23 protein-coding genes and 1 riboswitch are annotated in these 25,567 nt (G+C 63.1%); of the genes, 17 read left to right on the forward strand and 6 right to left on the reverse strand.

Features of this window, described 5'->3' with window-relative positions; genetic code table 11:
* Positions 1-49 precede the first annotated feature (49 nt).
* A riboswitch (cyclic di-GMP riboswitch) is annotated at positions 50-125 on the forward strand.
* Between the two features lie 197 nt (positions 126-322).
* The 10 genes from KP003_RS04180 to KP003_RS04225 all read left to right on the forward strand — a co-directional run bounded on the left by KP003_RS04180 (position 323) and on the right by KP003_RS04225 (position 10,982).
* A complete protein-coding gene (locus tag KP003_RS04180; protein ID WP_216790689.1) occupies positions 323-2,107 on the forward strand; it encodes a putative bifunctional diguanylate cyclase/phosphodiesterase in 1,785 nt (594 codons plus the stop codon).
* A 24-nt stretch (positions 2,108-2,131) separates the two neighbouring features.
* Positions 2,132-2,848 (forward strand): hypothetical protein, encoded by a 717-nt coding sequence (locus KP003_RS04185; protein WP_216498469.1) that lies wholly within the window; start codon positions 2,132-2,134, stop codon positions 2,846-2,848.
* Positions 2,820-3,416, forward strand: a complete 597-nt coding sequence (locus tag KP003_RS04190; RefSeq protein ID WP_216498468.1) for a DNA-3-methyladenine glycosylase I — start codon at positions 2,820-2,822, stop codon at positions 3,414-3,416. Before KP003_RS04185 ends, KP003_RS04190 begins: the two co-directional genes overlap by 29 nt.
* A gap of 176 nt (positions 3,417-3,592) precedes the next feature.
* Entirely contained in the window at positions 3,593-5,041 is a 1,449-nt protein-coding gene (gene pyk / locus KP003_RS04195; protein ID WP_216790691.1) for a pyruvate kinase, read from the forward strand.
* A 329-nt stretch (positions 5,042-5,370) separates the two neighbouring features.
* Positions 5,371-6,351 (forward strand): UDP-glucose 4-epimerase GalE, encoded by a 981-nt coding sequence (galE, locus tag KP003_RS04200; RefSeq protein ID WP_239027655.1) that lies wholly within the window; start codon positions 5,371-5,373, stop codon positions 6,349-6,351.
* A 27-nt stretch (positions 6,352-6,378) separates the two neighbouring features.
* Positions 6,379-7,257: a YicC/YloC family endoribonuclease gene (locus tag KP003_RS04205; protein WP_216790692.1), complete on the forward strand. Its 879-nt coding sequence runs from the start codon at positions 6,379-6,381 to the stop codon at positions 7,255-7,257.
* 72 nt (positions 7,258-7,329) lie between these two features.
* A complete protein-coding gene (gene gmk / locus KP003_RS04210) occupies positions 7,330-7,938 on the forward strand; it encodes a guanylate kinase (RefSeq protein ID WP_216498465.1) in 609 nt (202 codons plus the stop codon).
* Positions 7,939-7,968: 30 nt separating this feature from the next.
* Positions 7,969-8,175, forward strand: coding sequence for a DNA-directed RNA polymerase subunit omega (rpoZ, locus tag KP003_RS04215; RefSeq protein WP_085813544.1), 207 nt, complete (start codon positions 7,969-7,971; stop codon positions 8,173-8,175).
* A 122-nt stretch (positions 8,176-8,297) separates the two neighbouring features.
* Positions 8,298-10,448, forward strand: coding sequence for a RelA/SpoT family protein (locus KP003_RS04220; RefSeq protein WP_216498464.1), 2,151 nt, complete (start codon positions 8,298-8,300; stop codon positions 10,446-10,448).
* 153 nt (positions 10,449-10,601) lie between these two features.
* Positions 10,602-10,982, forward strand: a complete 381-nt coding sequence (locus tag KP003_RS04225; protein ID WP_216498463.1) for a RidA family protein — start codon at positions 10,602-10,604, stop codon at positions 10,980-10,982.
* Between the two features lie 73 nt (positions 10,983-11,055).
* Here the strand turns inward: KP003_RS04225 and rpmB are convergent, their stop codons facing one another.
* Positions 11,056-11,247, reverse strand: a complete 192-nt coding sequence (gene rpmB / locus KP003_RS04230) for a 50S ribosomal protein L28 (protein ID WP_012531640.1) — start codon at positions 11,245-11,247, stop codon at positions 11,056-11,058.
* Positions 11,248-11,352: 105 nt separating this feature from the next.
* Here rpmB and KP003_RS04235 point away from each other — a divergent pair, with 105 nt between their 5' ends.
* On the forward strand, positions 11,353-11,943 hold the full coding sequence (locus KP003_RS04235; RefSeq protein WP_216498462.1) for a YdcF family protein: 591 nt from the start codon (positions 11,353-11,355) through the stop codon (positions 11,941-11,943).
* Positions 11,944-12,132: 189 nt separating this feature from the next.
* On the opposite strand, the gene metG is transcribed toward KP003_RS04235, so the two are convergent.
* From metG to tmk, 4 genes are all read right to left on the reverse strand, one after another.
* Positions 12,133-13,662: a methionine--tRNA ligase gene (gene metG / locus KP003_RS04240; protein ID WP_216498461.1), complete on the reverse strand. Its 1,530-nt coding sequence runs from the start codon at positions 13,660-13,662 to the stop codon at positions 12,133-12,135.
* Positions 13,659-14,597, reverse strand: coding sequence for a PSP1 domain-containing protein (locus KP003_RS04245; RefSeq protein ID WP_216498460.1), 939 nt, complete (start codon positions 14,595-14,597; stop codon positions 13,659-13,661). Before KP003_RS04245 ends, metG begins: the two co-directional genes overlap by 4 nt.
* 172 nt (positions 14,598-14,769) lie before the next feature.
* Positions 14,770-15,732: a DNA polymerase III subunit delta' gene (holB, locus tag KP003_RS04250; RefSeq protein ID WP_216790694.1), complete on the reverse strand. Its 963-nt coding sequence runs from the start codon at positions 15,730-15,732 to the stop codon at positions 14,770-14,772.
* Complete coding sequence (gene tmk, locus KP003_RS04255) at positions 15,733-16,380, reverse strand: dTMP kinase (protein WP_216498458.1); 648 nt, start codon at positions 16,378-16,380, stop codon at positions 15,733-15,735.
* A 246-nt stretch (positions 16,381-16,626) separates the two neighbouring features.
* Between tmk and rnc the strand changes: the two genes are divergently transcribed.
* The 6 genes from rnc (at position 16,627) to KP003_RS04285 (ending at position 24,049) form a co-directional block, all read left to right on the forward strand.
* Positions 16,627-17,325 carry a ribonuclease III gene (gene rnc / locus KP003_RS04260; protein WP_216790696.1) on the forward strand — a complete coding sequence of 233 codons (699 nt, stop codon included), beginning with the start codon at positions 16,627-16,629 and terminating at the stop codon, positions 17,323-17,325.
* Entirely contained in the window at positions 17,322-18,374 is a 1,053-nt protein-coding gene (locus KP003_RS04265) for an elongator complex protein 3 (protein ID WP_216790697.1), read from the forward strand. Before rnc ends, KP003_RS04265 begins: the two co-directional genes overlap by 4 nt.
* Before the next feature lie 140 nt (positions 18,375-18,514).
* The gene (era, locus tag KP003_RS04270) at positions 18,515-19,411 is read left to right on the forward strand and encodes a GTPase Era (protein WP_216790699.1); all 897 of its coding nucleotides are present in this window, start codon (positions 18,515-18,517) and stop codon (positions 19,409-19,411) included.
* A gap of 273 nt (positions 19,412-19,684) precedes the next feature.
* Positions 19,685-21,208, forward strand: coding sequence for a NapC/NirT family cytochrome c (locus KP003_RS04275; RefSeq protein WP_216790701.1), 1,524 nt, complete (start codon positions 19,685-19,687; stop codon positions 21,206-21,208).
* Between the two features lie 157 nt (positions 21,209-21,365).
* On the forward strand, positions 21,366-22,043 hold the full coding sequence (locus tag KP003_RS04280; protein WP_216790702.1) for a PTS sugar transporter subunit IIA: 678 nt from the start codon (positions 21,366-21,368) through the stop codon (positions 22,041-22,043).
* 2 nt (positions 22,044-22,045) lie between these two features.
* The gene (locus KP003_RS04285) at positions 22,046-24,049 is read left to right on the forward strand and encodes a proton-conducting transporter transmembrane domain-containing protein (RefSeq protein WP_216790704.1); all 2,004 of its coding nucleotides are present in this window, start codon (positions 22,046-22,048) and stop codon (positions 24,047-24,049) included.
* Positions 24,050-24,319: 270 nt separating this feature from the next.
* On the opposite strand, the gene nrfD is transcribed toward KP003_RS04285, so the two are convergent.
* Positions 24,320-25,567 carry an NrfD/PsrC family molybdoenzyme membrane anchor subunit gene (gene nrfD, locus KP003_RS04290; protein ID WP_216790706.1) on the reverse strand — a complete coding sequence of 416 codons (1,248 nt, stop codon included), beginning with the start codon at positions 25,565-25,567 and terminating at the stop codon, positions 24,320-24,322.

The following is a 25,567-nucleotide window of genomic DNA, read 5'->3' on the forward strand; positions in this document are numbered from 1 at the left end:
ACGAGCCCGGCTCTAAGCGTGCCAGAACGGACAGCACCGGAAAAAAGATAAACGATAATACTAAACCATCCGCGAGGGTGGGACGGAAAGCCCAAGGGTCTCCCTGAGACAGCCGGGTTGCCGAAATATCTAGCAAAGGTCCAGCTAAGATACCGGCAACCCGTTTTTTTTTGCCCGCTTCTAATGATTTTCTCCCAAACATTTCCCTCTTCGCCGGCGTGATCGGCGCGGTCGGGCAGCCGCCTTCTCCCCATCGACTTTTTCCGTCAATCCCAGATATTCATGCCGAGGCCACAGCAGGCCGGCGGCAGGAGAGACCCTCATGCACGATGCGGCTATCGACCCACCACGGAGCTTGCAGCCGGGTTCCTGCTCGCTGCAGTCGCTCGATCAACTGCAGCAGGACGAGGAGCGCCTTGCGATGCTGAAGGAAACCATCGACTTCCTTCCCATCGGTGCCGGGATCACCATCAGCGACAAGGAAGGGAAGATCGTCTACGTGAACCAGGCGGAGGCGGCGATGCATGGCTACGCCTGCATCGAGCTGATCGGCAGGCCGGCCCGCATGCTGGCCCCAGAGGCCAAGGCTGGGGGGAAACGGATCAACCACCGGACCGCGGGACTGTGGAAACGCGAGTGCCTGAACGTGTGCAAGGACGGCAAGATCTTTCCGGTTCAGCTGACCTCTCTTCCGATCAGAAACGCCGGCGGGGACTACCTCGGCTTGTTGACCGCCTGCGAGGACATGACCCAGCGCAAGCTCTGCGAGCAGCAGCTCGAGACCCTCGCCTACTACGACAGCGTCACCAAGCTCCCCAACCGGGCGCTCCTCATGGACCGCCTGCACCAGGCCCTTGCCCTCGCCCAGCGTGAGCGGCGCGAGCTGGCCCTGCTCTTTCTCGACCTGGACAACTTCAAGGACCTGAACAGTTCCAAGGGGCACGAGGTGGGGGACAAGTTCCTGCAGGAGGTGGCGGCAAGGCTCGCCGGTTGCCTGTGCGATTCCAACACCCTGGCACGGCTCGGCGGGGACGAGTTCGTCATCGTGATCAACCCGGTCCCGGGTGAGGAGGGGGTGGCGGCAACCGCCGCCAGGCTGCAGGCCCTCTTCGCGGAGCCCTTCATCATCGACGGGGAGGAGCTCTACGGCAGCACCAGTATCGGCATCGCCCTGTACCCTGAGGATGGCCGGGACGTGGAGAGCCTCTTGCGTTGCGCCGACGCGGCGCTCTACCAGGCCAAGAGCGAGGGGAAGGCGGGTTACCAGTTCTTCTCGCAGGAGATGAACCAGGTCACCATGCGCCGCGTGGCGCTGGAAACGGGGATGCGCCAGGGGCTGGCCCGGGGTGAGTTCTACCTCTACTTCCAACCCCAGTGGGACCTGAAGACCCTGCGACTGACCGGCGCCGAGGCGCTTTTGCGCTGGCACAGCGCCGAGTTCGGCATGGTGGGGCCGGACGAGTTCATCCCCATCGCCGAGTCCTGCGGCTTCATCTTCGACCTGGGGGACCTGGTGCTGAGGGAGGCCTGCCTGCATGCGGTGGCGTGGGACGGCGTCTGCCCGGGGCTCAAGGTCGCCGTCAACATCTCGGGGCGGCAGTTCCGGCAACCCGACTTCCTGCAGACGGTCGCCAGCGTCATCGAGGAGACCGGGGTCCGCCCAAGCTCCCTTGAGCTCGAGTTCACCGAGAGCGTCATCATGGAACGTGCCGAGAAGAACATCGACGCGCTGCAGGCGCTGAAAAAGATGGGGGTGAGGCTCAGCATCGACGACTTCGGCACCGGTTATTCCTCGCTCAACTACCTGAAACACTTCCCCATCGACGCCATCAAGATCGACCGCTCCTTCATCGCCGACCTCGTCACCGACAGCGATGACGCGGCAATCGCCGAGGCCATCATCTCCATGGCCCACAGCTTGAAGCTCAAGGTCATCGCCGAGGGGGTCGAGAGCGACGACCAGCTCGATTTCCTGGCGGACCGGCGCTGCGACGAGGCACAGGGCTTCTACTTCGCCCCCCCCATGCCCGGGGAGGATTTCACCAGCTACGTCAAGCGCTTTTCCGGGCTTGAAGATGATTCCAAACCGTTGAGTGTCGCAGGCTGACCTCATCATCCAAGGAGGAACTAGATGTCAACGATACAACAGATAGCGCGTGCCCTCGTGCTGCAGGCCGTGGCCCTGCCGCTCATGCTCGCCCAGGCCCAGGCAGGCAACGTCGGAGTGGACGTCAACATTCATCTGGGCAACGAGCCGCGACCCGTGGTGGTGGCCCCGGCTCCCGCCCCCCGCCCGGTCGTGGTGGCGCCGGCCCCGGTGCCGGTGTACCAGCCGGAGCCCTACTACGACGAGCCCGAGGAGGACGTCGAGTTCATCTACCCGCAGCCGCTTGGCTTCTACGTGGCGGTGGGGGTCCCCTACGACCTCTTTTACCTCAACAACGTCTACTTCGTCTTCCGTGACGGGCGCTGGTACCGCTCTCCCAACAACCGCGGCGGCTGGGTCCCGGTCGGGTACCGCGAGCTCCCCTCGCCGCTGCGCCGCTACCGCATAGAGCGGATCCGGGAGTACCGTGCCCGCGAGTACGCAGTCTACCAGCACGACCGCGACCACTACCACGGCAGGCACCGCAGCGACCGGGGGTACTGGAAGGCGCGCCACGAGCACCTAAAGGACGAGAAGAGGTACGCCAAGGAGCAGAGAAAGGAAGAGAAGCGCTTCGAGAAGGAGCAGAGAAAGGAAGACAAGCGCTTCGATAAGGAGCAGAGAAAAGAGCAGAAACACCGCGAACACGAGCAGCGCAGGGAGGAGAGGGACCTTGACCGCGACCGTCACGGCCGCGACTAGCCCGAACCGCTGCGGCTGGGCCGGGAACGATCCCCTTTACTGTGCCTATCATGACCTCGAATGGGGGGTGCCGGTGCACGACGACCGCCTCCTCTTCGAGTTCCTCACCCTGGAGGGGGCGCAGGCGGGGCTTTCCTGGATCACCATCCTGAGAAAGCGCGAGGGGTACCGCCGCGCCTTCGCGGGCTTCGATCCCGAGCTCGTGGCCCGCTTCTCCGACGCGGACACGGCCCGACTCATGGCCGACCCCTCCATCGTCCGCAACCGCCTGAAGATAGGTTCGACGGTGGACAACGCGCGCGCCTTCCTCGCGGTGCAGCAGGAGTTCGGCTCCTTCGACGCCTACCTGTGGCGCTTCGTGGACGGCGTCCCCGTCCAAAACGCCTGGCGCAGCCTTTCCGAGGTGCCCGCCGCGAGCGGGGTCTCGGAAAGGTTGAGTCGCGACCTCAAGCGGCGCGGCTTCCGCTTCGTGGGGAGCACCATCTGTTACGCCATGATGCAGGCGGTAGGGATGGTGAACGATCACACCGTCGACTGCTTCCGCTGGCGCGAGCTGCAAAACGGCTGACCGCCAAAACCCCCAGCAAAAACCTGCCGATACACATTGCGCCCCGCCCCGATTTCGGGTAATTATTTAGGGTCGTTCCTCAAACCGCACATCCCCCTTTCGCGAGCCGGCGGCGCGCGGCGGATGGTCCCTATGGACCGTCCCCCCGCGCTCGTCCGGCTCGACCAGGAGAACCCATGTTCCGTCGCACCAAGATCGTAGCCACCGTCGGCCCCGCTTCCGATTCCGAACAGATGCTGGACGCCCTGATCCACGCCGGCGTCGACGTCTTCCGTCTCAACTTCTCCCACGGCGATTACGCCTCCAAGGCCGCGGTGATCGGCCATATCCGGAAGCTTTCCCAGGAGCACGAGCACGCCGTGGCCATCCTCGGCGACCTGCAGGGACCAAAGATCCGCACCGGCCTCATGGTCGGCGGCTCGATGCAGCTTGTTGCCGGCAGCGAGGTGGTCGTCACCACCCGGGAAGTGCTGGGACAGGACAACGTCATCCCCACCATCTACAAGGGGCTGCCGCGCGACGTGAAGCCGGAGGACCGCATTCTGCTGGACGACGGGCTGATGGAGCTGAAGGTGCTCGCCGTCTCCGGGGAGGACGTGCGCTGCCAGGTCGTGACCGGCGGACTGCTCAAGGACCGCAAGGGGATCAACCTCCCCGGCGCCAAAGTATCCGCCCCCGCGCTCACCGACAAGGACAGGGAAGACCTGCAGTTCTGCATGGACCAGCAGCTCGACTACGTCGCCCTTTCCTTCGTGCGCGAGGCCTCGGACGTGACCGAGCTCAAGGAGATCATTGACCGGGCCGGTTCGTCGCTGCGCATCATCGCCAAGATCGAGAAGCCGGAGGCGGTGCTCAACTTCGCAGCCATCCTCAGGGTGTCCGACGGCATCATGGTGGCGCGCGGCGACCTGGGGGTGGAGTTGAACCCCGAGAAGGTGCCCCTGATCCAGAAGCGCATCATCCGTAGCTGCAACGATGCAGGAAAGCCGGTGATCACGGCGACCCAGATGCTGGAGAGCATGGTGAACAACCCGCGCCCGACCCGCGCCGAGACCTCGGACGTGGCCAACGCGATACTCGACGGCACCGACGCCATCATGCTTTCCGCCGAGACCGCCTCCGGCAAATACCCCATCGAGGCGGTCTCCATGATGGTGCAGGTGGCGCGCGACATCGAGAACGACCCCCAGCTCATGGCGCAGTGCTGCAAGGCGCCCAACGGGCAGGGGATCCTTCCCGACATCTCCGAGGTGATCGGCATGGCGGCCTGCCGCGCGGCGGAGAGCGTCAATGCCTCGGCCATCCTCGCCTTCACCCAGACCGGAAGCACCGCCGCGCTGGTTTCCAAGTACCGCCCTGCGCAGCCCATCATCGCGGTGACCCCCTCGCAGCAGGTGCGCCGCCGGCTCGCTCTCTACGCCGGGGTGCACGCGCTGCGGGTCGACATCGAGGGGGACACCGAGTCGCAGATCCTCTCGGTGGAGGCGGCGGTGCTTGCCATGGGGTGGCTGGATAAGGGGGACCTCGTGGTGATCACCATGGGGAGCCCGCTGTCGAGCCCCGGCACGACGAACCTGATGAAGGTGCACCGGCTGGAGGAGCCGGGGGCGCTGCCGCAGAGCTGAAAACCACCGCCGCTTCGCTCACCGCTATTCAGGTTCCTTTTTTCAGGTGACGTTTTGGCACAGAAGGTCAGAAGGGGGAACTATTGGTGGCAGTGCCAGTAGCCTAGTGCCGGAAGCGCTCAGGCAAACCGGCGATTTAAGCGTTGCGCTGTGTTGGGGTAGGTGTTATAACTTTACGCGATCGCTTGCACAAGGATCGGCGCTGCGCTTGAGTCTGGGACAGGGGAACTGTCAGCATCCGTACCTGCCCCGTTGCCGCGTGTCGAGGGTTTAGTCCAATGGCTAGACCCTCTTTCATTATCTTTGTGATGGAGGGAATTGCTTTGAGTATGATCCTCGTTACCGGCGGCGCCGGCTATATAGGAAGTCACGTGGTCAGACAGCTCTCCGAGGCGGGGCACGAGGTGGTGGTTTACGACAACCTCTCCACCGGCTCTGCAGACGCGCTGGTGCACGGGGAGCGGCTCGTCAACGGCGACCTGGCCGACCAGGACGGGATAAGAAAGATCCTCAGGGAGACGGGCGCCAAGTCGGTACTCCATTTCGCCGCTGCCATCATCGCCCCGGAGTCGGTGACCCTGCCGCTCAAGTACTACGGCAACAACACGAGAAACACGCTGAACCTCCTGCAGGCCTGCGTCGAGCACGGCGTCGAGCGTTTCATCTTCTCCAGCACCGCCGCGGTCTACGGCATGCCCGAGGAGGGATGCGCCTCGGAGGATAGCCGCACCGCCCCCATCAACCCCTACGGCACCTCCAAGCTGATGAGCGAGTGGATGCTGCGGGACGCCGCCTTCGCCCACGGCTTCTCCTACGTGGCGTTGCGCTATTTCAACGTGGCCGGCGCCGATCCGCAGGCGCGCATGGGGCAGAGAACGCCTGAGGCGACCCACCTGATCAAGGTCGCCTGCCAGGCGGCACTGGGCGCTCGCGACGGCGTCTCCATCTTCGGCACCGACTACGCCACCCCCGACGGCACCGGGATCCGCGACTACATCCACATCGAGGACCTCGCCTCGGCGCACCTGGCGGCCTTGCGCTACCTCGAGGGGGGCGGGACTTCCGACGTCATCAACGTGGGGTACGGCAAGGGGAGCAGCGTACGCGAGGTGATCAAGGTGGTGAAGGAGGTGAGTGGCGTGGACTTCAAGGTCAACGAGGCGCCGCGCCGTCCCGGCGACCCCGACAGCCTGGTCGCCGTCGCCGACAAGATCCGTACCGTCCTTGGGTGGAGTCCGTCCTACAACGACCTGCACACCATCGTCGCCGACGCGTGGCGCTGGGAACAAAAGCTTTGGCAATCCCGCTAGCTTGAAGAGCGGGGACAAGGAGAAGGCATGATAAAGAGCATGACCGGGTATGGGAAGGGCGAGGCCGTCCACGAAGGTGGACGTTTCATCGTCGAGGTGCGCTGTGTGAACCATCGCTACGGCGAGATCACCGTGAAGCTCCCGCGCGTGCTGCTGCAGTTCGAAAACGAGATCAAGAAGCGGGTGGGTGAGACGCTGGTCCGCGGAAAGATCGACGTCTTCATCCAGGTGGAGAACGCGGTGGCGCTCGGGGTGCCGACGGCCAACCTGCCGCTGGCGCGGGGGTATCTCAAGGCGTTCCAGGCCATCGGCGAGGCGCTTGGGCTCTCCGGCGAGGTCGATCTCGCCCTGGTCGCGTCGCAGCGTGACGTGGTCACCGTCGCCGCCGAGGCCGAGGCGACCCTCGAGGAGATCCCGCAGGAACTGGTGAGCGCCCTGGAGGACGCCCTGCGCCGGGTGGACGAGATGCGCCTGTTCGAGGGGGAATCCCTCTACGCCGACTTCCAGAGGCGCCGCGAAACCTTGGCCCGGCTGATCGGCAGCGTGGCCGATCGCGCCCCGCAGGTGATCGCCGAGTACGGCCAGCGCCTGAAGGAGAGGATCGCGCAGCTCCTTGGTGAGGCATCCCTTCCGGAGGAACGCCTGGTCCAGGAGGTCGCGGTCATGGCGGACAAGTGCGACGTCACCGAGGAACTGGTGCGCCTGGAGAGCCACCTGCGCCAGTTCGACGAGACGCTGGCCAAGAGCGAGCCGGTGGGACGAAAGCTCGACTTCCTGCTCCAGGAGATCAACCGCGAGGTGAACACCATCGGCTCCAAGGGTAACGATGCCCAGATGGCGGCCTTGGTGGTGGAGCTGAAGGCGGAGCTGGAGAAGATCCGCGAGCAGGTGCAGAACATAGAGTAGGGGAACTTTACAGTCTGGGGGTTCCGCTTGCCTCTTTTCGTAGCGGATCCCGACAACGGCAACGGGTGAACTATGAAACGTGAAGGCGTACTGTACGTGATTTCGGCCCCTTCGGGGGCGGGCAAGACCTCGCTCTGTAAGGAAATAATTGACATCTTTCCTAACTTGCGGCATTCTGTCAGCTACACGACGCGCCCTCCCCGGAACGGAGAGGTGCACGGGCGTGATTATTTTTTTGTGGGTAAGGAAGAGTTCGACCGGATGGTTGAGGCCGGGGAGTTTGCCGAGTGGGCCGAGGTGCACGGCAACTTCTACGGGACTTCGCTTGCCACCCTCAAGGAATCCCGTTCCGAGGGGATCGACCTTATCCTTGACATCGACTGCCAGGGTGCGCGGCAGCTGAAAGGGCGTTTCGAAGGAGGGGTCTACGTCTTCGTACTCCCGCCCAGTATCGAGGAGCTCAGGCGCCGCCTGGACAACCGCTCCTCCGACTCGCAGGACGTCATCGAGCGCAGGATCCACAACGCCGCCGGCGAGATCAAGGAAGCGCGCTGGTACGATTACATCATCGTCAACGACAAGTTTTCCGTGGCCCTGGACCAGCTGAAAAGCGTGCTGATTGCCGAGCAGTGCCGCACCACCCGCCTGCTGCAAGGCCTTTCCAGGATCTTCACGATTTAGATGTTTAATATCACAAAGGGGATTTCACTTATGGCAAGGGTTACCGTAGAAGATTGCCTCGAGAAGGTGGACAACCGCTTTCTCCTGGTCATGCTCGCCTCCAAGAGGGTGAAGCAGCTTTTCAAGGGCGCGAAGCCGCTCATCGACAACAGGGGCGCCAACAAGAACGTGGTCGTTTCCCTCAGGGAAATCGCCGCCGGCAAGATCGGCTGCGAGATCGGCAAGAAAGGTCGTTAACAGATCGAGAGGGAGACGCATGCACGGGTCTCCCTTTTTTTCAAACCGGCTGGGGCTATCGGCTGACGGGGCATCTGCCCCGGTGCTGTTAGCCCCTTCTTTTTCCGGATGAAACGGGCGCGATGATAAGACTCAACGACATACTCGACAAGGTTTCCTCGTACAACCCGGGCGCGGACCTGGACCTTTTGCGCAAGGCCTACGTCTTCTGCGCCAAGGTGCACCAGGGGCAGACCCGGCTCTCGGGGGAGCCGTACCTGATCCACCCGATGGAGGTGGCGGGGATCCTGGCCGACCTGAAGCTGGACCTCCCTGCCGTGGTAACCGGTCTTTTGCACGACACCGTCGAGGACACCCTGACCACCCACGAGGAGCTGGAGTCGCTCTTCGGCGCCGAGGTGGCGCGCCTGGTGGACGGTGTCACCAAGATCGGCAAGATCCATTTCAAGACCAAGGAGGAGAGCCAGGCGGAGAACTTCCGCAAGATGCTGCTCGCCATGGCCACCGATATCCGGGTCATCCTGGTGAAGCTCGCCGACCGCCTGCACAACATGCGCACCCTGCAGTACCAGCCCGAGCCCAAGCAGCGCACCATCGCCAAGGAAACGCTGGACATCTACGCCCCCATCGCCAACCGGCTCGGTATCTCCTGGGTCAAGGGCGAACTGGAGGACCTCTCCTTCCGCTACCTGGAGCCGCAGCTCTACTACGACTTGGCGGGCAAGGTCGCCAAGAAGAAGCAGGAGCGCGAGTCCTACGTCGCCACGGTCAAGGACATCATCAAGAAGCAGCTCGAGGAGCACGGCATCAAGGGGGACGTCTCCGGCCGCTCCAAGCACCTCTACTCCATCTACAAGAAGATGCAGAGCCGAAACGTCGACATCGACGAGATCTACGACCTGATCGCGATCCGGGTCTCCGTGGACGACATCCGCGAGTGCTACGAGGTGCTGGGGATCATCCATTCCACCTGGAAGCCGATCCCCGGGCGCTTCAAGGACTACATCGCCATGCCGAAGGGGAACATGTACCAGTCGCTGCACACGACGGTCATCGGCCCCTACGGCGAGAGGATGGAGGTGCAGATCCGCACCGCCGAAATGCACCGCGTGGCCGAGAGCGGCATCGCGGCGCACTGGAAGTACAAGGAAGGGAAGGGGTACGACGAGAAGGAGGTGCGCCGCTTCACCTGGATCCGGCAGCTTCTCGAGTGGCAGCAGGAGCTGGACGACTCCAAGGAGTTCATGGACACGGTGAAGGTCGAGCTCTTCCCGGAGGACGTCTTCATCTTCACCCCGAAGGGGGACGTGAAGGGGTTCCCGAAAGGGTCCACCCCCATCGATTTCGCCTACTCGGTGCACACCGACGTCGGCCACCGCTGCGTAGGCGCCAAGGTGAACGGCAAGCTGGTCCCCTTGAAGTACGAGTTGAAGACCGGCGACATCGTCGAGGTGATCACATCGCCGCACCACACCCCGAGCAAGGACTGGCTCAAGATCGTCAAGAGCTCGCGGGCGCGCAACAAGATCAGGGCCTGGGTGAAGACCGAGGAACGGATGAGGAGCATCACCCTCGGGCGCGAGATCTGCGAAAAGGATTTCCGCCGCTACTCCTTGAACTTCGGCAAGCTGCAAAAGACGGGCGAGCTGAAAAAGGTGGCCCAGGAGTTCGGCTTCCAGACCGAGGACGACCTGATGGCCTCGGTCGGCTACGGGAAGCTCTCCGCGAACCAGCTGGTCGGCAAGCTGGTTCCGGCCGACAAGATAGAGGCGGCCAAGGAGCAGAAGGAAACCCGCATCGGCAAGGTGATCGGGGCGCTCAAAGGGAAATCCTCCTCCGCCATCCAGATCAACGGCGTCGAGGACGTGCTGGTGCGCTTCGGCAAGTGCTGCAATCCCCTTCCCGGCGACGAGATCACCGGCTTCATCACCCGCGGGCGCGGCGTCACCGTGCACACTGCCGACTGCCCCTTCGCCATGGCGCTCGAGCCCGAGCGGCGCATCGAGGTGGCCTGGAACAAGGGGAAAAAGAGCGCGCTCCCGGTCAAGATCCGGGTGGTGTGCAACGACGAGAAGGGGATTCTCGCCAACATCGCCACCGCGATCACCAACTGCGAGGCCAACATCTCCAGCGCCTCCATCCAGAGCACCCTGGACAAGCGTGGAGAGAACCTCTTCGAGGTGGACGTGACCGATCTCGATCACCTGAAGAAGGTGTTCGCCGCCATCATGAAGGTGAAGGGGGTCATCAAGGTGGAGCGGTTGAAGAGCTAGCTTCCTTCTACCCCTCGCGCTCCGGGAGAGGGGCAGGGGGGAGGGCGCTGCGAAGAGGCAGGGTGGTGCGTGGGGGCGATCCCCTCACCCCGACTTATCCCAAAGGGAGAAGAAGCGTTTGCAGGAGTTGAAGACAGCATCAAGGAGGAAGGCATGAAGGAAATCATCAGCACTGAAAACGCACCCAAGGCGATCGGTCCCTATTCCCAGGGTGTGAAAGCCGGGGGCTTTCTCTTTCTTTCCGGCGCCATAGCGCTCGATCCGGCCACCGGCGAGGTGGTGCAGGGAGGGGTCGTGGCGGAAACCGAGCAGGTGATGAAGAACATCGGCGCACTGCTCGCGGCCGCCGGCCTCGGCTTTCAGGACGTGGTCAAGACCACCATCTACCTGGCCAACATGGGCGACTTCGCCACCGTGAACGGCATCTACGGGGCCCACTTCCAGGAAAACCCGCCGGCACGCAGCACCGTCGAGGTCAAGGGGCTGCCGCGCGGCGTCCTGGTGGAGATCGAAGTCACCGCCCTTTGCCGCTAGTGAAGGCGCGGACAAAAATAAAGCCGCAGGCGCTATTTGCGCCGCGGCTTTAGTGACTGTGCGGAAGATCTTCTTAGAGAGCCTTGGTGACGTGACCGGAGCGGATGCAGCGGGTGCAGACCTTGATGCTCCTGACGGTACCGTTTTTCACGGCCTTGATCTTCTGCAGGTTCGGGCGCCAAATTTTGCTGGTCTTGTTGTTGGCGTGGCTAACGTTGTTCCCGAAGCTAGGGCCTTTACCGCAAATCTCGCATATTCTGGACATTTCTTTGTACCCTCCGGTGATTACTGAAGTCGTAACTAATAGCAGAAACGCGTCACGCTTGCAAGCAAAAAGTGGCGGTCTTCTTGTTTTTTCAGGTGCTAAATCATGGCTTTATTGAAGGGGCTGTTTTCCCTATTTTTGCTGATACTGATCGTATTGAGTGTTCTCTTTGTGGACTTCGTCTACAAGACCTTTTCCCTCACCCCGCGCGACGTGAAGAGCGACGCCATCGTCGTGTTGACCGGCGGCCGCGGCCGGGTTGAGGAGGGGGTGCGTCTGTACCGGGCCGGGCAGGGGAAGAAGCTGTTCCTGATCGGCGTCGATCCCGCGGTGAAAAAGCGCGAACTGTACCAGGGGGCGGGGGCGGCGGACGTCTACCTGGAGCAGAACTCACGCAACACCCTGGAGAATGCCATTTACGCCCGGGATCTGATCATGAAGTACAAGGTCGGCTCAATCAAGCTGATCACCTCGCGCTACCACATGAAACGTTCCACCATCCTGTTCAGGAACGCGCTCCCGAAGGACGTGGCCATCTACCCGCACCCGGTCGATTCCAGCAACCTCAAGGAGGAGTGGTGGAGCCATTCCGGGAGCTTCAAGCTCCTCTTCTCCGAGTTCTACAAGTACTGCATCCTGCGTTTCTTCTTCATGTTCGCGCCAGGGGAGCTGAGGCCGCTTCCGGGGAACAACTAAGGCGCCTCACGCAAAGCCGCAAAGGCGCAAAGAAAGAACCAACTTCACAAACAAACAGGGATGAAGGGGATGAACGGGATGAACCAAACCAAGTCCTGGTTGGTAATCCCCTTTATCCCTTTCATCCCTGTTAATGTTTTGCCTCGCTTGCTTTGCTTGGCATCTTTGCGTCTTTGCGTGAGGCCGGTTTTACTCCCCTTTTTCCTCGATCCTCGGGAAGAGCGCCTCGGCTTTGGCGATGGCGGTGCCCGGCTTCAACCCTCCCCAGGCAAGCCCTTCGGCTGTGGCTTCCTCAGGCCACCCAAGGCAGCTCAGACCCTTCTGTGCGGTCTTGGGCATGAACGCGGAGAGAAGCGTGTAGACCACCCTCTGGCTCTCCAGCATGTAGTACATGACGGTGGAGAGACGCTCGCGCTTTTCCGGGTCCTTGGCCAGGGTCCACGGGGCGGTCTCGTCGATGTACTTGTTGCCGGCGGAGATCACTTCCCAGATCGCCTGCAGGGCACGGCTGAAGGCGAGTTCGTCGATGAAGCTGTCCACCTGCCCGATCATGGCCACGGTCTTCTCCCGGTAGGCCTGGTCCAGCTCGGTCTCCTCGCCCGGCGCCTGCAGCACGCCGCCGAAGTACTTGCCGAGCATCGCGGTGGAGCGGTTCAAGAGGTTCCCAAGGTCGTTGGCCAGATCCGAGTTGATGCGGTGGATGAGCGCCTGGTGCGAGAAGTCGCCGTCAAGGCCGAAGGGGACCTCGCGCAACAGGAAGTAGCGCACCGCGTCCACGCCGTACTTGTCGACCAGCATGTTCGGCTCGACTACGTTCTGCAGGCTCTTGCTCATCTTCTGCCCCTCGACGGTCCACCAGCCGTGCGCGAACACTCGCTTCGGGATGGGAAGTCCGGCCGCCATCAGGAAGGTCGGCCAGTAGACGGTGTGGAACCTCAGGATGTCCTTGCCGATCAGGTGCACGTCGCAGGGCCAGTACTTCTCGAAATTGCCCCCCTCCTCGGGGTAGCCGAGCGCGGTGATGTAGTTGGTGAGCGCGTCGAACCAGACGTAGACCACGTGCTTGTCGTTGCCCGGGACCGGGATGCCCCACTGGAAGGTGGTGCGTGAGACGGAGAGGTCACGCAGCCCTTCCTTCACGAAGGAGATGATCTCGTTTCTGCGGCTTTTGGGCTGGATGAAGTCCGGGTTGGCCTCGATGTGGGCCAGAAGCTGCTCCTGGTACTTGCTCATCCTGAAGAAGTAGGACTCCTCCTTGAGCTTCTCGGTGGGGCGGTTGCAGTCCGGGCACTTGTAGTCGATCAGCTGGGTCTCGGTCCAGAAGGTCTCGCACGGGGTGCAGTACCAGTCCTCGTACTCGCCGAGGTAGATGTCCCCTTTCGCCATGACGCGGTCGAAGAGGACGGAAACACCCTTCTTGTGCCGTTCCTGCGTCGTTCGGATGAAGTCGGTGTAGGAGATCTCCAGCTTCTCCCAGAGCGACTGGAAGCGCTTCATGACCCGGTCGGCCAGCTCGAGCGGGGTTTCCCCGGCGGCGGTGGCGGCCTTCTCAACCTTCTGGCCGTGTTCGTCGGTGCCGGTGAGGAAGAAGACGTCGAAACCCTTAAGCCGTTTGTAGCGCGCCACCACGTCCGCGGCCAGGGTGGTGTAAGCGTGCCCTATGTGCGGGACGTCATTTACGTAGTAGATGGGGGTGGTGACGTAAAAAGCTGGTTTCATTGTGGTTTCTCCTTTTTCCTTTCCTTGACGTCGACGGGCCTGTTGCGGCGCTGCTTGCCGGGGCCCTGGGATTTCCCCTTGTCGCCCCCCTGCTGTTCACCCTTGCCCTGCGGCGGCTTCTTCACGCGGTCGCTGATGTTCTCCGGGGCGATGTCCTCACCCTTCAGGACGACCAGCGAGTCGTCGGCCGTCTTCAACGTGACAGTCTGCTCCAGCACGTTCACCTTGACCACCTCTCCGTCGTGGCAGCCGCACTGCACCCGCTTGCCGCACTTCGGGAGCCCCTTTCTGAGCGAGCAGTAGGTGTCGAACTCGTAGGAGAGGCAGCAAAGGAGCCTGCCGCACTGCCCGGAGATCTTGCTCGGGTTGAGCGCCAGGTTCTGCTCCTTGGCCATCTTCACCGAGACCGGCTCGAACTCGCGCAGGTACGAGGAGCAGCAGAGCTCGCGGCCGCAGATGCCGATGCCCCCCACCATCTTCGACTCGTCCCTGACCCCGATCTGGCGCATCTCGATCCTGGTGTGGAAGGCGTGGGCCAGGTCCTTGACCAGCTCCCGGAAGTCCACCCGGCCGTCCGCGGTGAAGTAGAAGATCGCCTTGGAACCGTCGAAGAGGTATTCGACCTTGACGAGCTTCATGTCCATGTTCCGCTCCTTGATGCGGGCCAGGCAGAACTTGTGCGCCTCCTTTTCCTTTGCCGTGTTGGCGGCCAAGGTCGCCAGGTCGGCCAGTTCGGCCAGACGCTGCACCGGTTTGGTCCCCTCCGGGACCAGCGCGTCGTCCACCTCGATCGGCCCCGCCACGACCTGTCCTATGCTTTTACCCCGTTCGGTCTCCACGATGACCCGGTCGCCCGCCTTGACGTTTGCCTTGCTGGCGGTGAAGTCGTAGAGCTTGCCCGCGGTGGTGAATTGAATCCTTACGATCTTTGCCAAAAATGCCTCCAAGGAGAAACAGGTTGAGGTCGAGGTTAAGGTTGAGCAGAACCTCTACCGACCTGGGGTTGCAATGTCTTTTTTACTGCCGTCGTGTCAAAAAGGTGGGGCTGGGCCTTTCTTAACCTCAACCTCAACCTCAACCTTAACCTTAACCTGCTCGCGAAGCGAGCTACCGCTCCGCCAGGTGCATGAAAAAGATTTCCAGCGCGAGCCTCGCGTTCACGTTGCGAACGAGCAGACGGCGCATGCTGACGAGCTGCTCGATCAATTCGATGCTGCGCTCCTCCGTGCAGCGCTCCGCCTCCCTGGCCACCAGGTGCGCGAGGTCCGCGTTGGCCAGCGCGTCCGGCGTGGAGCGGTAGATGAGCACGTCCCGGAGAAAGGATAGGAGCAACTCGAGAAACCCCGGGAGCCCTTCCTTGTCCGCGGCGAGTTCCTCTGCCGTGGCGAACAGGGCGTTGATGTCCTTCAGGTTGAGGGCGAGCACCCGCTCCAGGAAGCTCACCCGGCCTTCGAGGACGCCGTCCCCGGCGATCTCGAGTGCCCGGCTCAGGCTGCCGCCGGACAGCGAGGCCGCCACCCGCGCCACCTCTGCCGGGAACTGATCCCGCACCAGGCGCCCCTCGATCAGCTCCGCCGGCAGCGGCTGGAAGTCGAGCGTCTGACAGCGGGAGAGGATGGTCTGCAAGACGGCGGAGCGCTCGGCGGTAATCAGGATCATCAGCGCGTTGCCGGGGGGCTCCTCGAGCGTCTTTAGCAGGGCGTTTCCCGAGGAGAGGTTCAGCTTTTCCGCGCCGTCGATTACGCACGCCTTTTTGGGCGCCTCGAAGGGGCGGTAGGAGAGCTCCTTTTGCAGTTCCCGGACCTGGTCGATCTTGATGAAGGCGCCGTCGGGCTCCAGTATGTGCAGGTCCGGGTGCTGGCCGCTCGCGATCTTGCGGCAGGATGAACAGACGCCGCAGGCCTCTTCCTTGCCGCAGAAAACCGCCTGCACCATGGCGAGGGCGGTCTTCTTCTTGCCGCACCCGTCGATGCCGGAGAATAGGTAGGCATGCGCCACCCGCTCCAGCGCGATGGAGCGCTTCAGCACCGAGATGGCACGGTCCTGTCCGATGACGTCCGAGAAGGGCATCTAGCGCCTGCCCGCCGGGAGCCGGTCCATGAGCGCCGCCGTAACCAGTACCTCGGTCCGGGCTACGTCGCCGGAGCCGTCCACCACCACGAAACGTTCGGGGAAGGCGCGCGCCAGCGACAGGTACCCTTCGCGCACCCGCTCATGGAAGCGTATCGATTCCAGCTCGAAGCGCTCTTCCCGGGCGCCGCTGGTCGCCTCGATGCGGGACAGCGCCCGCGAAAGACCTGTCTCCACCGGGCAGTCGATGAGCACGGTGAGGCCCGGCTGCACCCCGCCGGTCGCCAGTGCGTTCAGCTGGCGGATCACGTCGAGGTCCAGCTCCCTGCCGTGCCCCTGGTAGGCCAGGGTGGCGTCGGTGAACCTGTCGCAGAGCACGGTTTCGCCCCGCTCCAGCGCCGGGACGATCACCTCCTGAACGTGCTGGGCCCGCGCCGCGGCGTAGAGCAGCAGTTCGGCCAGCGGCGTGATCGCGCTGTTCTTGGCGTCCAGCAGGATGGCGCGCATCTGGTCGGCGATCGGGCATCCCCCCGGCTCGCGGGTCGCCACCACCTTCTCTCCGGCCGACTCCATACGCTCCTTGAGGAGCCTCAACTGGGTCGTTTTGCCGCACCCCTCAACGCCTTCAAATGTAATGAAAAAGCCCATGTCTATGGTCTCATGATCCCCTATAAAATCACTGAATTATATGGGAGGGGTGATTATTATGCAAGATTTAAATGCCCCCGCGAAGCCGCGCCGCGCAGGCCTTGGCCGCCACTGGTGCCGGTTTGCGCAATGCCTCCGGACCAGGTCCCTCTCCTGGCAGGGCGGCCGCCGCGGAGAAGCCTATTGCCATGCCGCGCCCCTTTGTCTATATTTGGCTCAAATTAAGAATGGGCACGGACTTTTATTATGAAAGAGAAGCAGGATGACAACCTCACCGGGGTTGAAGCACGGATCAAGTACCGGTTTCTTAATCGTGAGCTCCTGGAAGAGGCGCTGACCCACCGCACCTACGTGAACGAGTCGGGGGGGAAGGACAACCAGCGCCTGGAGTTCTTCGGCGACGCGGTGCTCGATTTCCTGCTCTCGGACCTTTTGCTGCGACGTTTTCCGGAGAGCCGCGAGGGGGAGCTGACCAAGATCCGGGCGGCGCTGGTGGACGAGGTGAGCCTGGCGCGCATAGCGGCGGAACTGGAGCTTGGGGCGTCGCTGCGCCTTGGACGTGGCGAGGAGAAGGGGGGAGGGAGGCAGAAACGCTCGCTTCTGGCCGACGCCTTCGAGGCCCTGCTTGCCGCGCTCTACCTGGACGGCGGCATCGAACCGGCGCGGCTAGTGGTGCACCGGCTGTTCGAGCCTCTGCTTGACTCACCGGAGCAGCTGTTCGGCCGGGACGCCAAGACGGAGCTGCAGGAGCGGGCCAGGTTCCTGCGGCGGGAGCTGCCGCGCTACGAGCTGAAAGAGGCGACCGGCCCCGACCACGACCGCCGCTTTACCGTGCAGATCTACCTGGGCGAGGAGATGATGGGGGAAGGGGTGGGGAGGACCAAGAAGGAGGCCGAACAGGATGCCGCCCGCGCCGCCACCCTCCTGCTCAAGGGGGAGAGTTGAGGCCGCTGCTGGTCCCATTTTTCATACCGCACCAGGGGTGCCCGCACCGCTGCGTCTTCTGCGACCAGGAGCGGGTGGCCGGGGTCGGGGGGGGGCTGCCCACCGCCCGGCAACTGCTGAGCCGCATCGAGGAGTACCGGTTGGGGGCGCCGGCGCGGACACTCGAAATCGCCTTTTACGGCGGCACCTTCACCGCGTTGCCCCGCCGGGACCAGGGGGCGCTGCTGTTCCCCTTGCAGCCGCTGCTTGCCGCAGGCGTTGTGCAATCGGTCCGGCTTTCCACGCGCCCCGACGCCGTCGACCCGGACACTGCCGAGTTCCTGAATGCGCACGGGGTCGCCACCGTCGAGCTGGGGGTGCAGTCCCTGGACCCCGAGGTGCTCCTGCTCTCGGGGCGCGGCCACGGGGCGTCCGAGGTGGAACACTCCGTGGCCACCCTCAAGAAGGTGGGGATCGAGGTCGGCATCCAGCTCATGCCGGGGCTCCCCGGCGACACGCCGCAGGCCGCGCTCGCCTCGTTGCGGCGCGCTCTCGACCTGAAACCCGCCTTTTTGCGCATCTACCCCACCCTGGTGATCGAGGGGACCGAACTGGCGCGACGCTACCGTGAGGGAAGCTATCACCCCCTCGACCTGCCGCAGGCGGTGACCTTGTGCAAGGAGATGCTGGAGGCCGCCGGGCAGGCCGGCATCCCGGTGATCCGCTTCGGCCTGCAACCCACCTCCGAGCTGGACTCGCCCGGCGTGGTAGTGGCCGGTCCCTACCATCCCGCCTTCGGACAGCTGGTGGAGTCCGAGCTCTGCTTCGACCGCATGTGCGGCCTGCTCGAGGGGATCCCCCCCGGAAGCCGGGTCAGTTTCGGCGCTCCCCCGGGCAGGGTTTCCGACCTGGTGGGGCAGAGAAGGGGAAACCTGCAGCGGCTGGCGACGTGCTACGGCGTGGCTGCCTCCGTGAGCGAGGACCGCGAACTCCTCCCCGATGTCATCTCCCTGCAGTGGGGCGAGCTGAGCCGGCACGCCCGCCTCTTCGAGTCTTGCCCCCGCCACTAGGCAGAACGCCTGTTCGAGGTATACTCTGTCGGTGCGCCTTACACCGGTGCGGATGCGAAGTAACGCTTTCCTTGCCGTACCAATTCCCGTATGTTGTAACGCTTTGATTACCGCAACAAGAGCCAGGAGGGCATTTAGAGATGTCTGAAAAGATATTCCGTTCCGGTTTCGTCTCCATAGTGGGGCGGCCGAACGTCGGGAAATCCACGCTGTTGAACCGCATCCTGGGTGAGAAGCTGATGATCACCTCGGACAAGCCGCAGACCACCCGCAACCAGATCAAGGGGATCCACAACGTGCCGGGAGGTCAGATCGTCTTCCTGGACACCCCGGGGATCCATCGGGCCAAGACCCGCCTGAACAAGTTCATGGTGGAAGAGGCCCTCTCCTCGGTGCAGGGGGTGGACCTGATCCTGTTCCTGGTCGACGGCGCCTTCGATCCCGAGAAGGAGGCGGGCATGATCAGGGAGGTCCTCTCCGGGGTCGAAGCACCGGTGATCCTCGTGCTGAACAAGATCGACCTGATCCCGAAGGGCGACCTTTTGGGGCGGATGGCCGTCTACGGCGAGACCTATCCCTTCAAGGAGATCATCCCGGTTTCGGCCGCTTCCGGCGACGGCGTCGAGCAGCTGGTGCAGCTGGTACACACCCTGCTGCCCGAAGGCCCCTGCTACTTCCCCGACGACATCCTGACCGACGTGCCGGAGCGCTTCATCGTGGCCGAAATCATCCGGGAGAAGATCTTCAGGCTGACCCACGACGAGGTCCCCTACTCGACGGCGGTGGTGGTGGACAGCTTCAAGGAACGGGAAACCGGGGTGGTGGCGATCCAGGCCACCATCAACGTGGAGCGGGACTCGCAGAAAGGGATCATCATCGGCCGCAAAGGGGAGATGCTCAAGAAGATCGGGACCCAGGCGCGCCAGGAGATCGAGCGGCTGCTGGATGCGAAGGTGTTCCTGGAACTGTTCGTGCGGGTGAGCGGCGAGTGGAGCGACAACAGCCGCATGCTCAAGGAGTTCGGCTACGAGTCGTGAGGGGGGCGGGAAAGTCCTCCGGGCTCTCCTCATGAGTAGTTGCTTGCATTCTATAAGTTTGTCTGATAGTATAACATCGTTTTTTATTTCCGGGGAGCCGGTCCGGACGCTCACCACGTATTCCGCATGATTTCTGCGGGTTTTTAGTAGATAGCTGTTTTAAAAAGCAGCGTATACATTAACATAGTTTTTTTTGACATAAGTCATGTCGGATAGTAAGGTTCTGCCCTATTTTCCCTGGAACCATACGAAAACACGCAAGGAGACGACACTATGGCACTTAGAAAGTATGCCGGCTACGCCTGGAACCTGATCAGTCTGGTCGGCATGATCCTGGCCGTCACCGCGACGGGCCTGATCATCGGCTTCCTCTCCTACGAGGGGATAACCGGCGTCGAGAAGCCCTACCTCGGCCTGATGACCTACTTCCTCTTCCCGGGCATGCTCATCATGGGCCTCATCCTGGTCCCGCTGGGCGCCTACATCGTGAGGGAAAAGAGGCGCAGGCATCCGGACGAGGTGATCCCCCCCTTCCCGCGGGTGGACTTCAACGACGCGCACAAGCGCCATCTGTTCCTCTTCTTCGTCGTTGCCAGCATCGGCTTCGTGCTCATCGTCTCCGTCGCCTCCCTGAAGGGGTACGAGTTCACCGAATCGACCACCTTCTGCGGCGAGCTCTGCCACCAGGTCATGGAGCCCGAGCATGTGGCGTGGGCCAATTCCCCGCACGCCAAGGTGAAATGCGTCGAGTGCCACGTGGGCCCCGGCGCCGCCTGGTACGTGAAGGCGAAGATCTCCGGCATGAGGCAGCTCTACGCGGTCGCCTTCCACACCTACCCGGAGACCATCGAGACCCCGATCGACAACCTCCGTCCGGCGCGCGATACCTGTGAGCACTGCCACTGGCCCGAGAAGTTCTACGCCGGACGCCAGAAAGTGTTCTACCACTACGCTCCCAACGAGGCGAACACCCCGCGCGAGATCAACATGCTGATCAACATCGGCGGGACCCCGAAGAGCGAGCACCACAGGGGCATCCACTGGCACATCGGCCAGGAGGTTTCCTACATCGCCCTGGACAGGCAGCGCATGAACATCCCGTACATCGCGGTCAAGGAGAAGGACGGTTCCGTGACCGAGTACATGGACACCGAGAAGCCGCTCTCCAAGGATGACGTCGCCAAGGCCCAGAAGAGGGTCATGGACTGCCTCGACTGCCACAACCGTCCGGCGCACGTCTACCGCTCCCCTGGCGTGGAGATGGACGAGGCCTTCGCCGCCAGGCGCATCGACCTCGGCCTGCCGTACCTGAAGAAGACCGCGGTGGAGATCCTGACTAGGCCGTACAAGAACAAGGAAGAGGCCAAGGCGACCATCGCCAAGGAACTTCCCGAGTACTACGCGAAGAACTACCCGCAGGTGGCCAAGGACAAGGCGAAGGAGCTTGCCCACGCCGTGACCGTGGTGCAGGACATCTACAACAGGAACTTCTTCCCGGCCATGAAGATCACCTGGAACACCTACCCGAACCACATCGGGCACTTCTACAGCCCGGGTTGCTTCCGCTGCCACGACGGCAAGCACAAGACCGCCTCCGGCAAGGTGATCTCCAAGGACTGCAACATGTGCCACACCGTGCTGGGCCAGAAGCAGGAGAACATCCCGGCCGGCACAGTGGTGAAAGAGTTCGTTCACCCGGTCGATATCGGCGACGAACTGCACAAGGCAAACTGCAGCGACTGCCATGCGGCAGGGGGCCAGGACGTCCCCGGCGGCGAGAAGCACGCCAAGAAGTAAAGCGGCAACAGAAAGCCCCCGGAGCGATCCGGGGGCTTTTTTGATGGCCGGGCCCGGCAACCGGCCGGTACGATTCGCTTTTTCAACATTAACGCCGTTGCATCTTCATCTTAACGGTGCTATACCTTTCCCTGTTCAGCAATGGGGGTAACAGTCGATGTTGATGAAGGCTTCAGAAGTGGCCGCGCTGCTGCACCAGGATGAGGGGACGGTCCTCAAGTGGATCAAGAAGGAAAAGCTTCCCGCCACCCTTGTGCACGGCACCTACCAGATCAACCGGGTGGACCTCCTTGAGTGGGCCACCGAGCACGGCATCAAGGTCCCCCCCGAGCTGTTCGAGGCGGTGCAGGCGGACCTGGACCTCCCGACCCTGGCCCAGGCCCTGGAGGCGGGGGGCATACACTGCGGTGTGCCCGGAGACGACAAGCTCTCCGTGCTGCGCAACGTGGTGAACCTTCTCAGGCTCCCGGCGCAGGTGGACCCCGAATTCCTGCTCCAGGTGCTGCTGGCCCGCGAGGCCCTCGGCACCACCGCCGTCGGCGACGGCATCGCGATACCCCACGTCCGCAACCCGATCCTGCTGCAGACCAAGCCGCAACCCGCCATTTCCCTCTGCTTCCTGGAGCACCCGATCGACTTCGGGGCCCTGGACAACATCCCGGTGCGCATCCTGTTCCTGATAACCAGTCCCACCGTGAAGGTGCACCTGCACCTTCTGTCCCGGCTCGCCTACGCCCTGCACGACCAGGAGTTCCGGGGCATCCTCAACAACGCCTGTGATCCCGCGGCCATCATGGAGGCCGCCCGGCGCTTCGAGCGCGGCAAGAGGAGCTGATCATGACCTTCTCCGGCGAGCCTGCGACCTCTCTTGGGCTGTTGTTGCTCGCCGCTTGCTGCCAGGGCGCGTCGGGGCTGCCGCTGCTGCTGCGCAGGGGATCGAGCACCGCCCAGCGCGCCGGCGTCGTCCTCATGGCCGCAGCGTCGCTCATCGGCTGCGCCGGTGCCTTGGGCGCCGTCTTCCTTCCCGGCGCCGGAACCTGGCTCATCCCTTCCGGGCTTCCCTTCGGAAGGCTCGAGGTCGGCGTCGACGCGCTTTCCGCAGTATTTCTCCTCCCCGTCTTCATCGTAACCGGCTGCTGCGCCGTCTACGGCGCCGGCTACTGGCCGGTGGCGCGGCACCCCGAGCACGGCGGCAAGCTCGCCTTCTTCCTGGGACTGCTCTCCGCGGCCCTCACCATGGTGCTCGTTGCCAGGAGCACCATGCTCTTTCTCATGGCCTGGGAGGTAATGGCCTTCGCCGCCTACTTCGTCCTCACCACCGAGGATGAAAAACCACAGGTGCGTGAGGCGGGGGTGCTCTACCTGATCACGGCCCACCTGGGCGCGCTGGCGCTTTTCGCCACCTTCTCGCTCCTCAACTCGGCGACCGGCGCCTACCTTTTTCCCTCCCCCGGCTCCCTTACTGCCGCAGGTCCCATCGCCACGACCATCTTCCTGACCGCCCTCTTCGGTTTCGGCATGAAGGCGGGGGTGATGCCGCTGCATGTCTGGCTCCCCTCGGCGCACGCCAACGCCCCCAGCCACGTCTCCGCGATCCTGTCCGGGGTGGTGCTGAAGACCGGCATCTACGGGATGATGAGGGTCTTTTCCGCTTTCAGCGATCCGCCGCTTTGGTGGGGAGCCGTGGTGCTCGTGCTGGGAAGCGTCTCCGCCGTCCTCGGGGTCGCCTACGCGATCGGTCAGCACGATCTGAAAAGGCTCCTGGCCTACCACAGCATCGAGAACATCGGCATCATCATGATGGGGCTGGGCATGGCGCTGATCGGCGCGAACCAGGGATGGGAGGCGCTCGTCGCCCTCGGCGCGGCGGGTGCGCTGCTGCACGTCGTGAACCACGCCCTGTTCAAGTCGCTGCTCTTTCTTTCCGCAGGTTCCGTGATCCATGCCACCGGCACCAGGGAGATCGACCTCTTGGGAGGCGTGTCGCGCCGGTTGCCCCGCACGTCACTGTTTTTCCTGGTAGGCGCCGTTGCCATCTGCGGCCTTCCCCCCTTGAACGGCTTCGTCAGCGAGCTGATGGTTTACCTGGGAGCCTTCCACGCGATCGAGGCCGCGGTAGGCCTGGCGCCGTCGCTCCCAGCGCTGGCCGCGCCGGTGCTGGCGTTGGTGGGGGGGCTGGCGGTAGCCTGCTTCGTGAAGGTGTACGGGGTGGTTTTCCTGGGGGTGCCGCGCTCGAAGGAGCACGAGGGGGGGCATGAGGCGGGAGCGGGGATGCTGGTGCCCATGGGTGTACTTGCCGTCTGCTGTGCGCTGATCGGGTTGGCGCCTGGCCTTTTCGTCGAGGTCCTGAACGCGGCCCTGGGCGATTACGGCGGGTCGCTCGCGTCGCAAGGGGTTGCGAGCCTGGTTCCCTTCTCATGGATCTCGATCCTGGGGGTGGGGCTGCTTCTGCTCCTGGCCCTGCTCTGGATCGTCTTCGCCAGGCGCGCCGCCAGGTTGCCGGTGCCGGTCGCTCCCACTTGGGGCTGCGGCTATTTGAGGCCCGCACCCAGGATGCAGTACACCGCCTCCTCGTTCGGTGCCATCCTGGTGCACTGGTTCGCCGTGCTGCTCCGCCCCGAGCAGCACCGGGAAGGGGTGAGGGGGCTTTTCCCCGGCCCTGCCCGCCATGAAAGCCACCTTCCGGAGACGGTACTCGAGAAGGGGTATCTCCCCTTCCTGGAGTACCTGTTCGAAAAGGCACAGCCGGTGCGTCGGTTGCAGCACGGCAAGCTGAACATCTACATCTTCTACACCTTCGTGACCCTGGTGCTGTTGCTCGCGCTGACCTCCGGGCAGTAGCGGCCCGTTGCCCTTCAAACAAAAGCGGGCGAATAATTATTCGCCCCTACGGATGTCCCCTTCGGGAAATACCCGGGGTACTGTAGGGGCGAATAATCATTCGCCCGCCTCTGTTTTTACCGTACCGCGCGGCGGCGCCCAACTGCCTTTCCCTCAAGCCCCTCATCCCCAGCCCCTCTTCCACCTACGCCGAGGCCTTGGTGGACAAGCCCGGAGGGCGAGGGGGGCAACGTAGAACTAGAACGTAGAACCTAGAACGTAGAACCGCCGTTAATGCGTTTCCTTGAACACCGGCATCACCTTGTTCAGCAGGTAGAAGATGCAGAAGGGGGTCCCGGCGACGATGAGGGCGCCGACCAGCCCTTCCTTCAGCGTTTCCATGCTGTCCGGCCACAGCGGCAGGACGTAGTGCATGAAGCCGGAGAAGGATGAGGAGAAGGCCTGACCGCCGATGACGACGTTCCAGCGCATCATGAAGACGCCGAGGAGCACCAGCACGGTCCCCACCACGGCCCGCCGGATGGTCAACCCCGGGATCAGGAACAGGACAAAGGGAACCAGGTTCCCAAGCCCATACTGAATCACGAAGATGTTCACGAAGTCCCGCTCGTAGATGACGCTTCTCAGGATGTCCCACGACTTCACCGCGGTGTACCCCCTGAAGATCAGGTCCAAAAGTTCCAGCGTGATCGCCGCCACCATGAACATGAGCAGGTAGCGCGAGGTCATCGCCACCACGTGCGACTCGGCGCTCTTCAATTCGTCCATGGAGGGGAGCTCCGGGTGGGCGAGCCTGTGCCGAAGCGCCAGCTGCTTCCTGATTTCCATGGTGAGGATGTAGGTCAGGATGCAGAGGGCGATACCGGATACGACCGCGGAACAGATGAAGATGACCGGCATGAGCGGCGTCATCCAGAGCGCGTTCGCCTTCACCGAGCCGAAGATGAAACCGGCGTAGCCGTGCAGGAAGCATGCGACCGGGATGCCGGCTCCGGCGAGCTTCTTGACCGCCCGCTCGTCGGCCTCGAGCGCCTCGTGCGAGATGTCCCATGCGCCAAGTGTCAGGATGCTGAACAGCAGGTACTGCGCCTGCTGCAGCGCGCTGCGCCCCTCGATTGCCTTTAGCGACTGCGCGGTCTCCACGAAGTGCTTGCGGTACATGAACCAGAGCTCGGAGGCGACGATCATGCCGTAGGTGCTGAAGACGATGCCGAAGGCGGCGATGGCTGAGGTGAAATGCGGCGTCAGCATCACCTCGATGCCGCGCAGCGGCTGCTGCAGGTGCATCAAAAGGGGCAGCATGGCGACCGGCAGCAGCGCGAACGAGAAGACCAGCGAGAAGCGCGCGATCCCCTTCAACTGCTTCACCCCGAAGACGTGGTACAGCGAGGAGAGGACGAAGGCTCCGGCCACGAGGCCGGTCATGAAGGGGTACATGACAATCTGGATGGTCCAGTAGATGTACTCGTTGGGATAGGTGAAAAACTCCTTTATGGTCCAGGCTTCTCCGTGCACCAT

The organism is Geomonas diazotrophica (genome assembly GCF_019063885.1).
GTDB lineage: Bacteria > Desulfobacterota > Desulfuromonadia > Geobacterales > Geobacteraceae > Geomonas > Geomonas diazotrophica.

Coding starts and splice junctions, on each gene's coding strand:
- KP003_RS04180 (WP_216790689.1), top strand. CDS start 323: ATGCACGATGCGGCTATCGACCCACCACGGAGCTTGCAGCCGGGTTCC.
- KP003_RS04185 (WP_216498469.1), top strand. CDS start 2,132: ATGTCAACGATACAACAGATAGCGCGTGCCCTCGTGCTGCAGGCCGTG.
- pyk (WP_216790691.1), top strand. CDS start 3,593: ATGTTCCGTCGCACCAAGATCGTAGCCACCGTCGGCCCCGCTTCCGAT.
- galE (WP_239027655.1), top strand. CDS start 5,371: ATGATCCTCGTTACCGGCGGCGCCGGCTATATAGGAAGTCACGTGGTC.
- KP003_RS04205 (WP_216790692.1), top strand. CDS start 6,379: ATGATAAAGAGCATGACCGGGTATGGGAAGGGCGAGGCCGTCCACGAA.
- gmk (WP_216498465.1), top strand. CDS start 7,330: ATGAAACGTGAAGGCGTACTGTACGTGATTTCGGCCCCTTCGGGGGCG.
- rpoZ (WP_085813544.1), top strand. CDS start 7,969: ATGGCAAGGGTTACCGTAGAAGATTGCCTCGAGAAGGTGGACAACCGC.
- KP003_RS04220 (WP_216498464.1), top strand. CDS start 8,298: ATGATAAGACTCAACGACATACTCGACAAGGTTTCCTCGTACAACCCG.
- KP003_RS04225 (WP_216498463.1), top strand. CDS start 10,602: ATGAAGGAAATCATCAGCACTGAAAACGCACCCAAGGCGATCGGTCCC.
- rpmB (WP_012531640.1), bottom strand. CDS start 11,247: ATGTCCAGAATATGCGAGATTTGCGGTAAAGGCCCTAGCTTCGGGAAC.
- KP003_RS04235 (WP_216498462.1), top strand. CDS start 11,353: ATGGCTTTATTGAAGGGGCTGTTTTCCCTATTTTTGCTGATACTGATC.
- metG (WP_216498461.1), bottom strand. CDS start 13,662: ATGAAACCAGCTTTTTACGTCACCACCCCCATCTACTACGTAAATGAC.
- holB (WP_216790694.1), bottom strand. CDS start 15,732: ATGCCCTTCTCGGACGTCATCGGACAGGACCGTGCCATCTCGGTGCTG.
- tmk (WP_216498458.1), bottom strand. CDS start 16,380: ATGGGCTTTTTCATTACATTTGAAGGCGTTGAGGGGTGCGGCAAAACG.
- rnc (WP_216790696.1), top strand. CDS start 16,627: ATGAAAGAGAAGCAGGATGACAACCTCACCGGGGTTGAAGCACGGATC.
- era (WP_216790699.1), top strand. CDS start 18,515: ATGTCTGAAAAGATATTCCGTTCCGGTTTCGTCTCCATAGTGGGGCGG.
- KP003_RS04275 (WP_216790701.1), top strand. CDS start 19,685: ATGGCACTTAGAAAGTATGCCGGCTACGCCTGGAACCTGATCAGTCTG.
- KP003_RS04280 (WP_216790702.1), top strand. CDS start 21,366: ATGTTGATGAAGGCTTCAGAAGTGGCCGCGCTGCTGCACCAGGATGAG.
- KP003_RS04285 (WP_216790704.1), top strand. CDS start 22,046: ATGACCTTCTCCGGCGAGCCTGCGACCTCTCTTGGGCTGTTGTTGCTC.
- nrfD (WP_216790706.1), bottom strand. CDS start 25,567: ATGGTGCACGGAGAAGCCTGGACCATAAAGGAGTTTTTCACCTATCCC.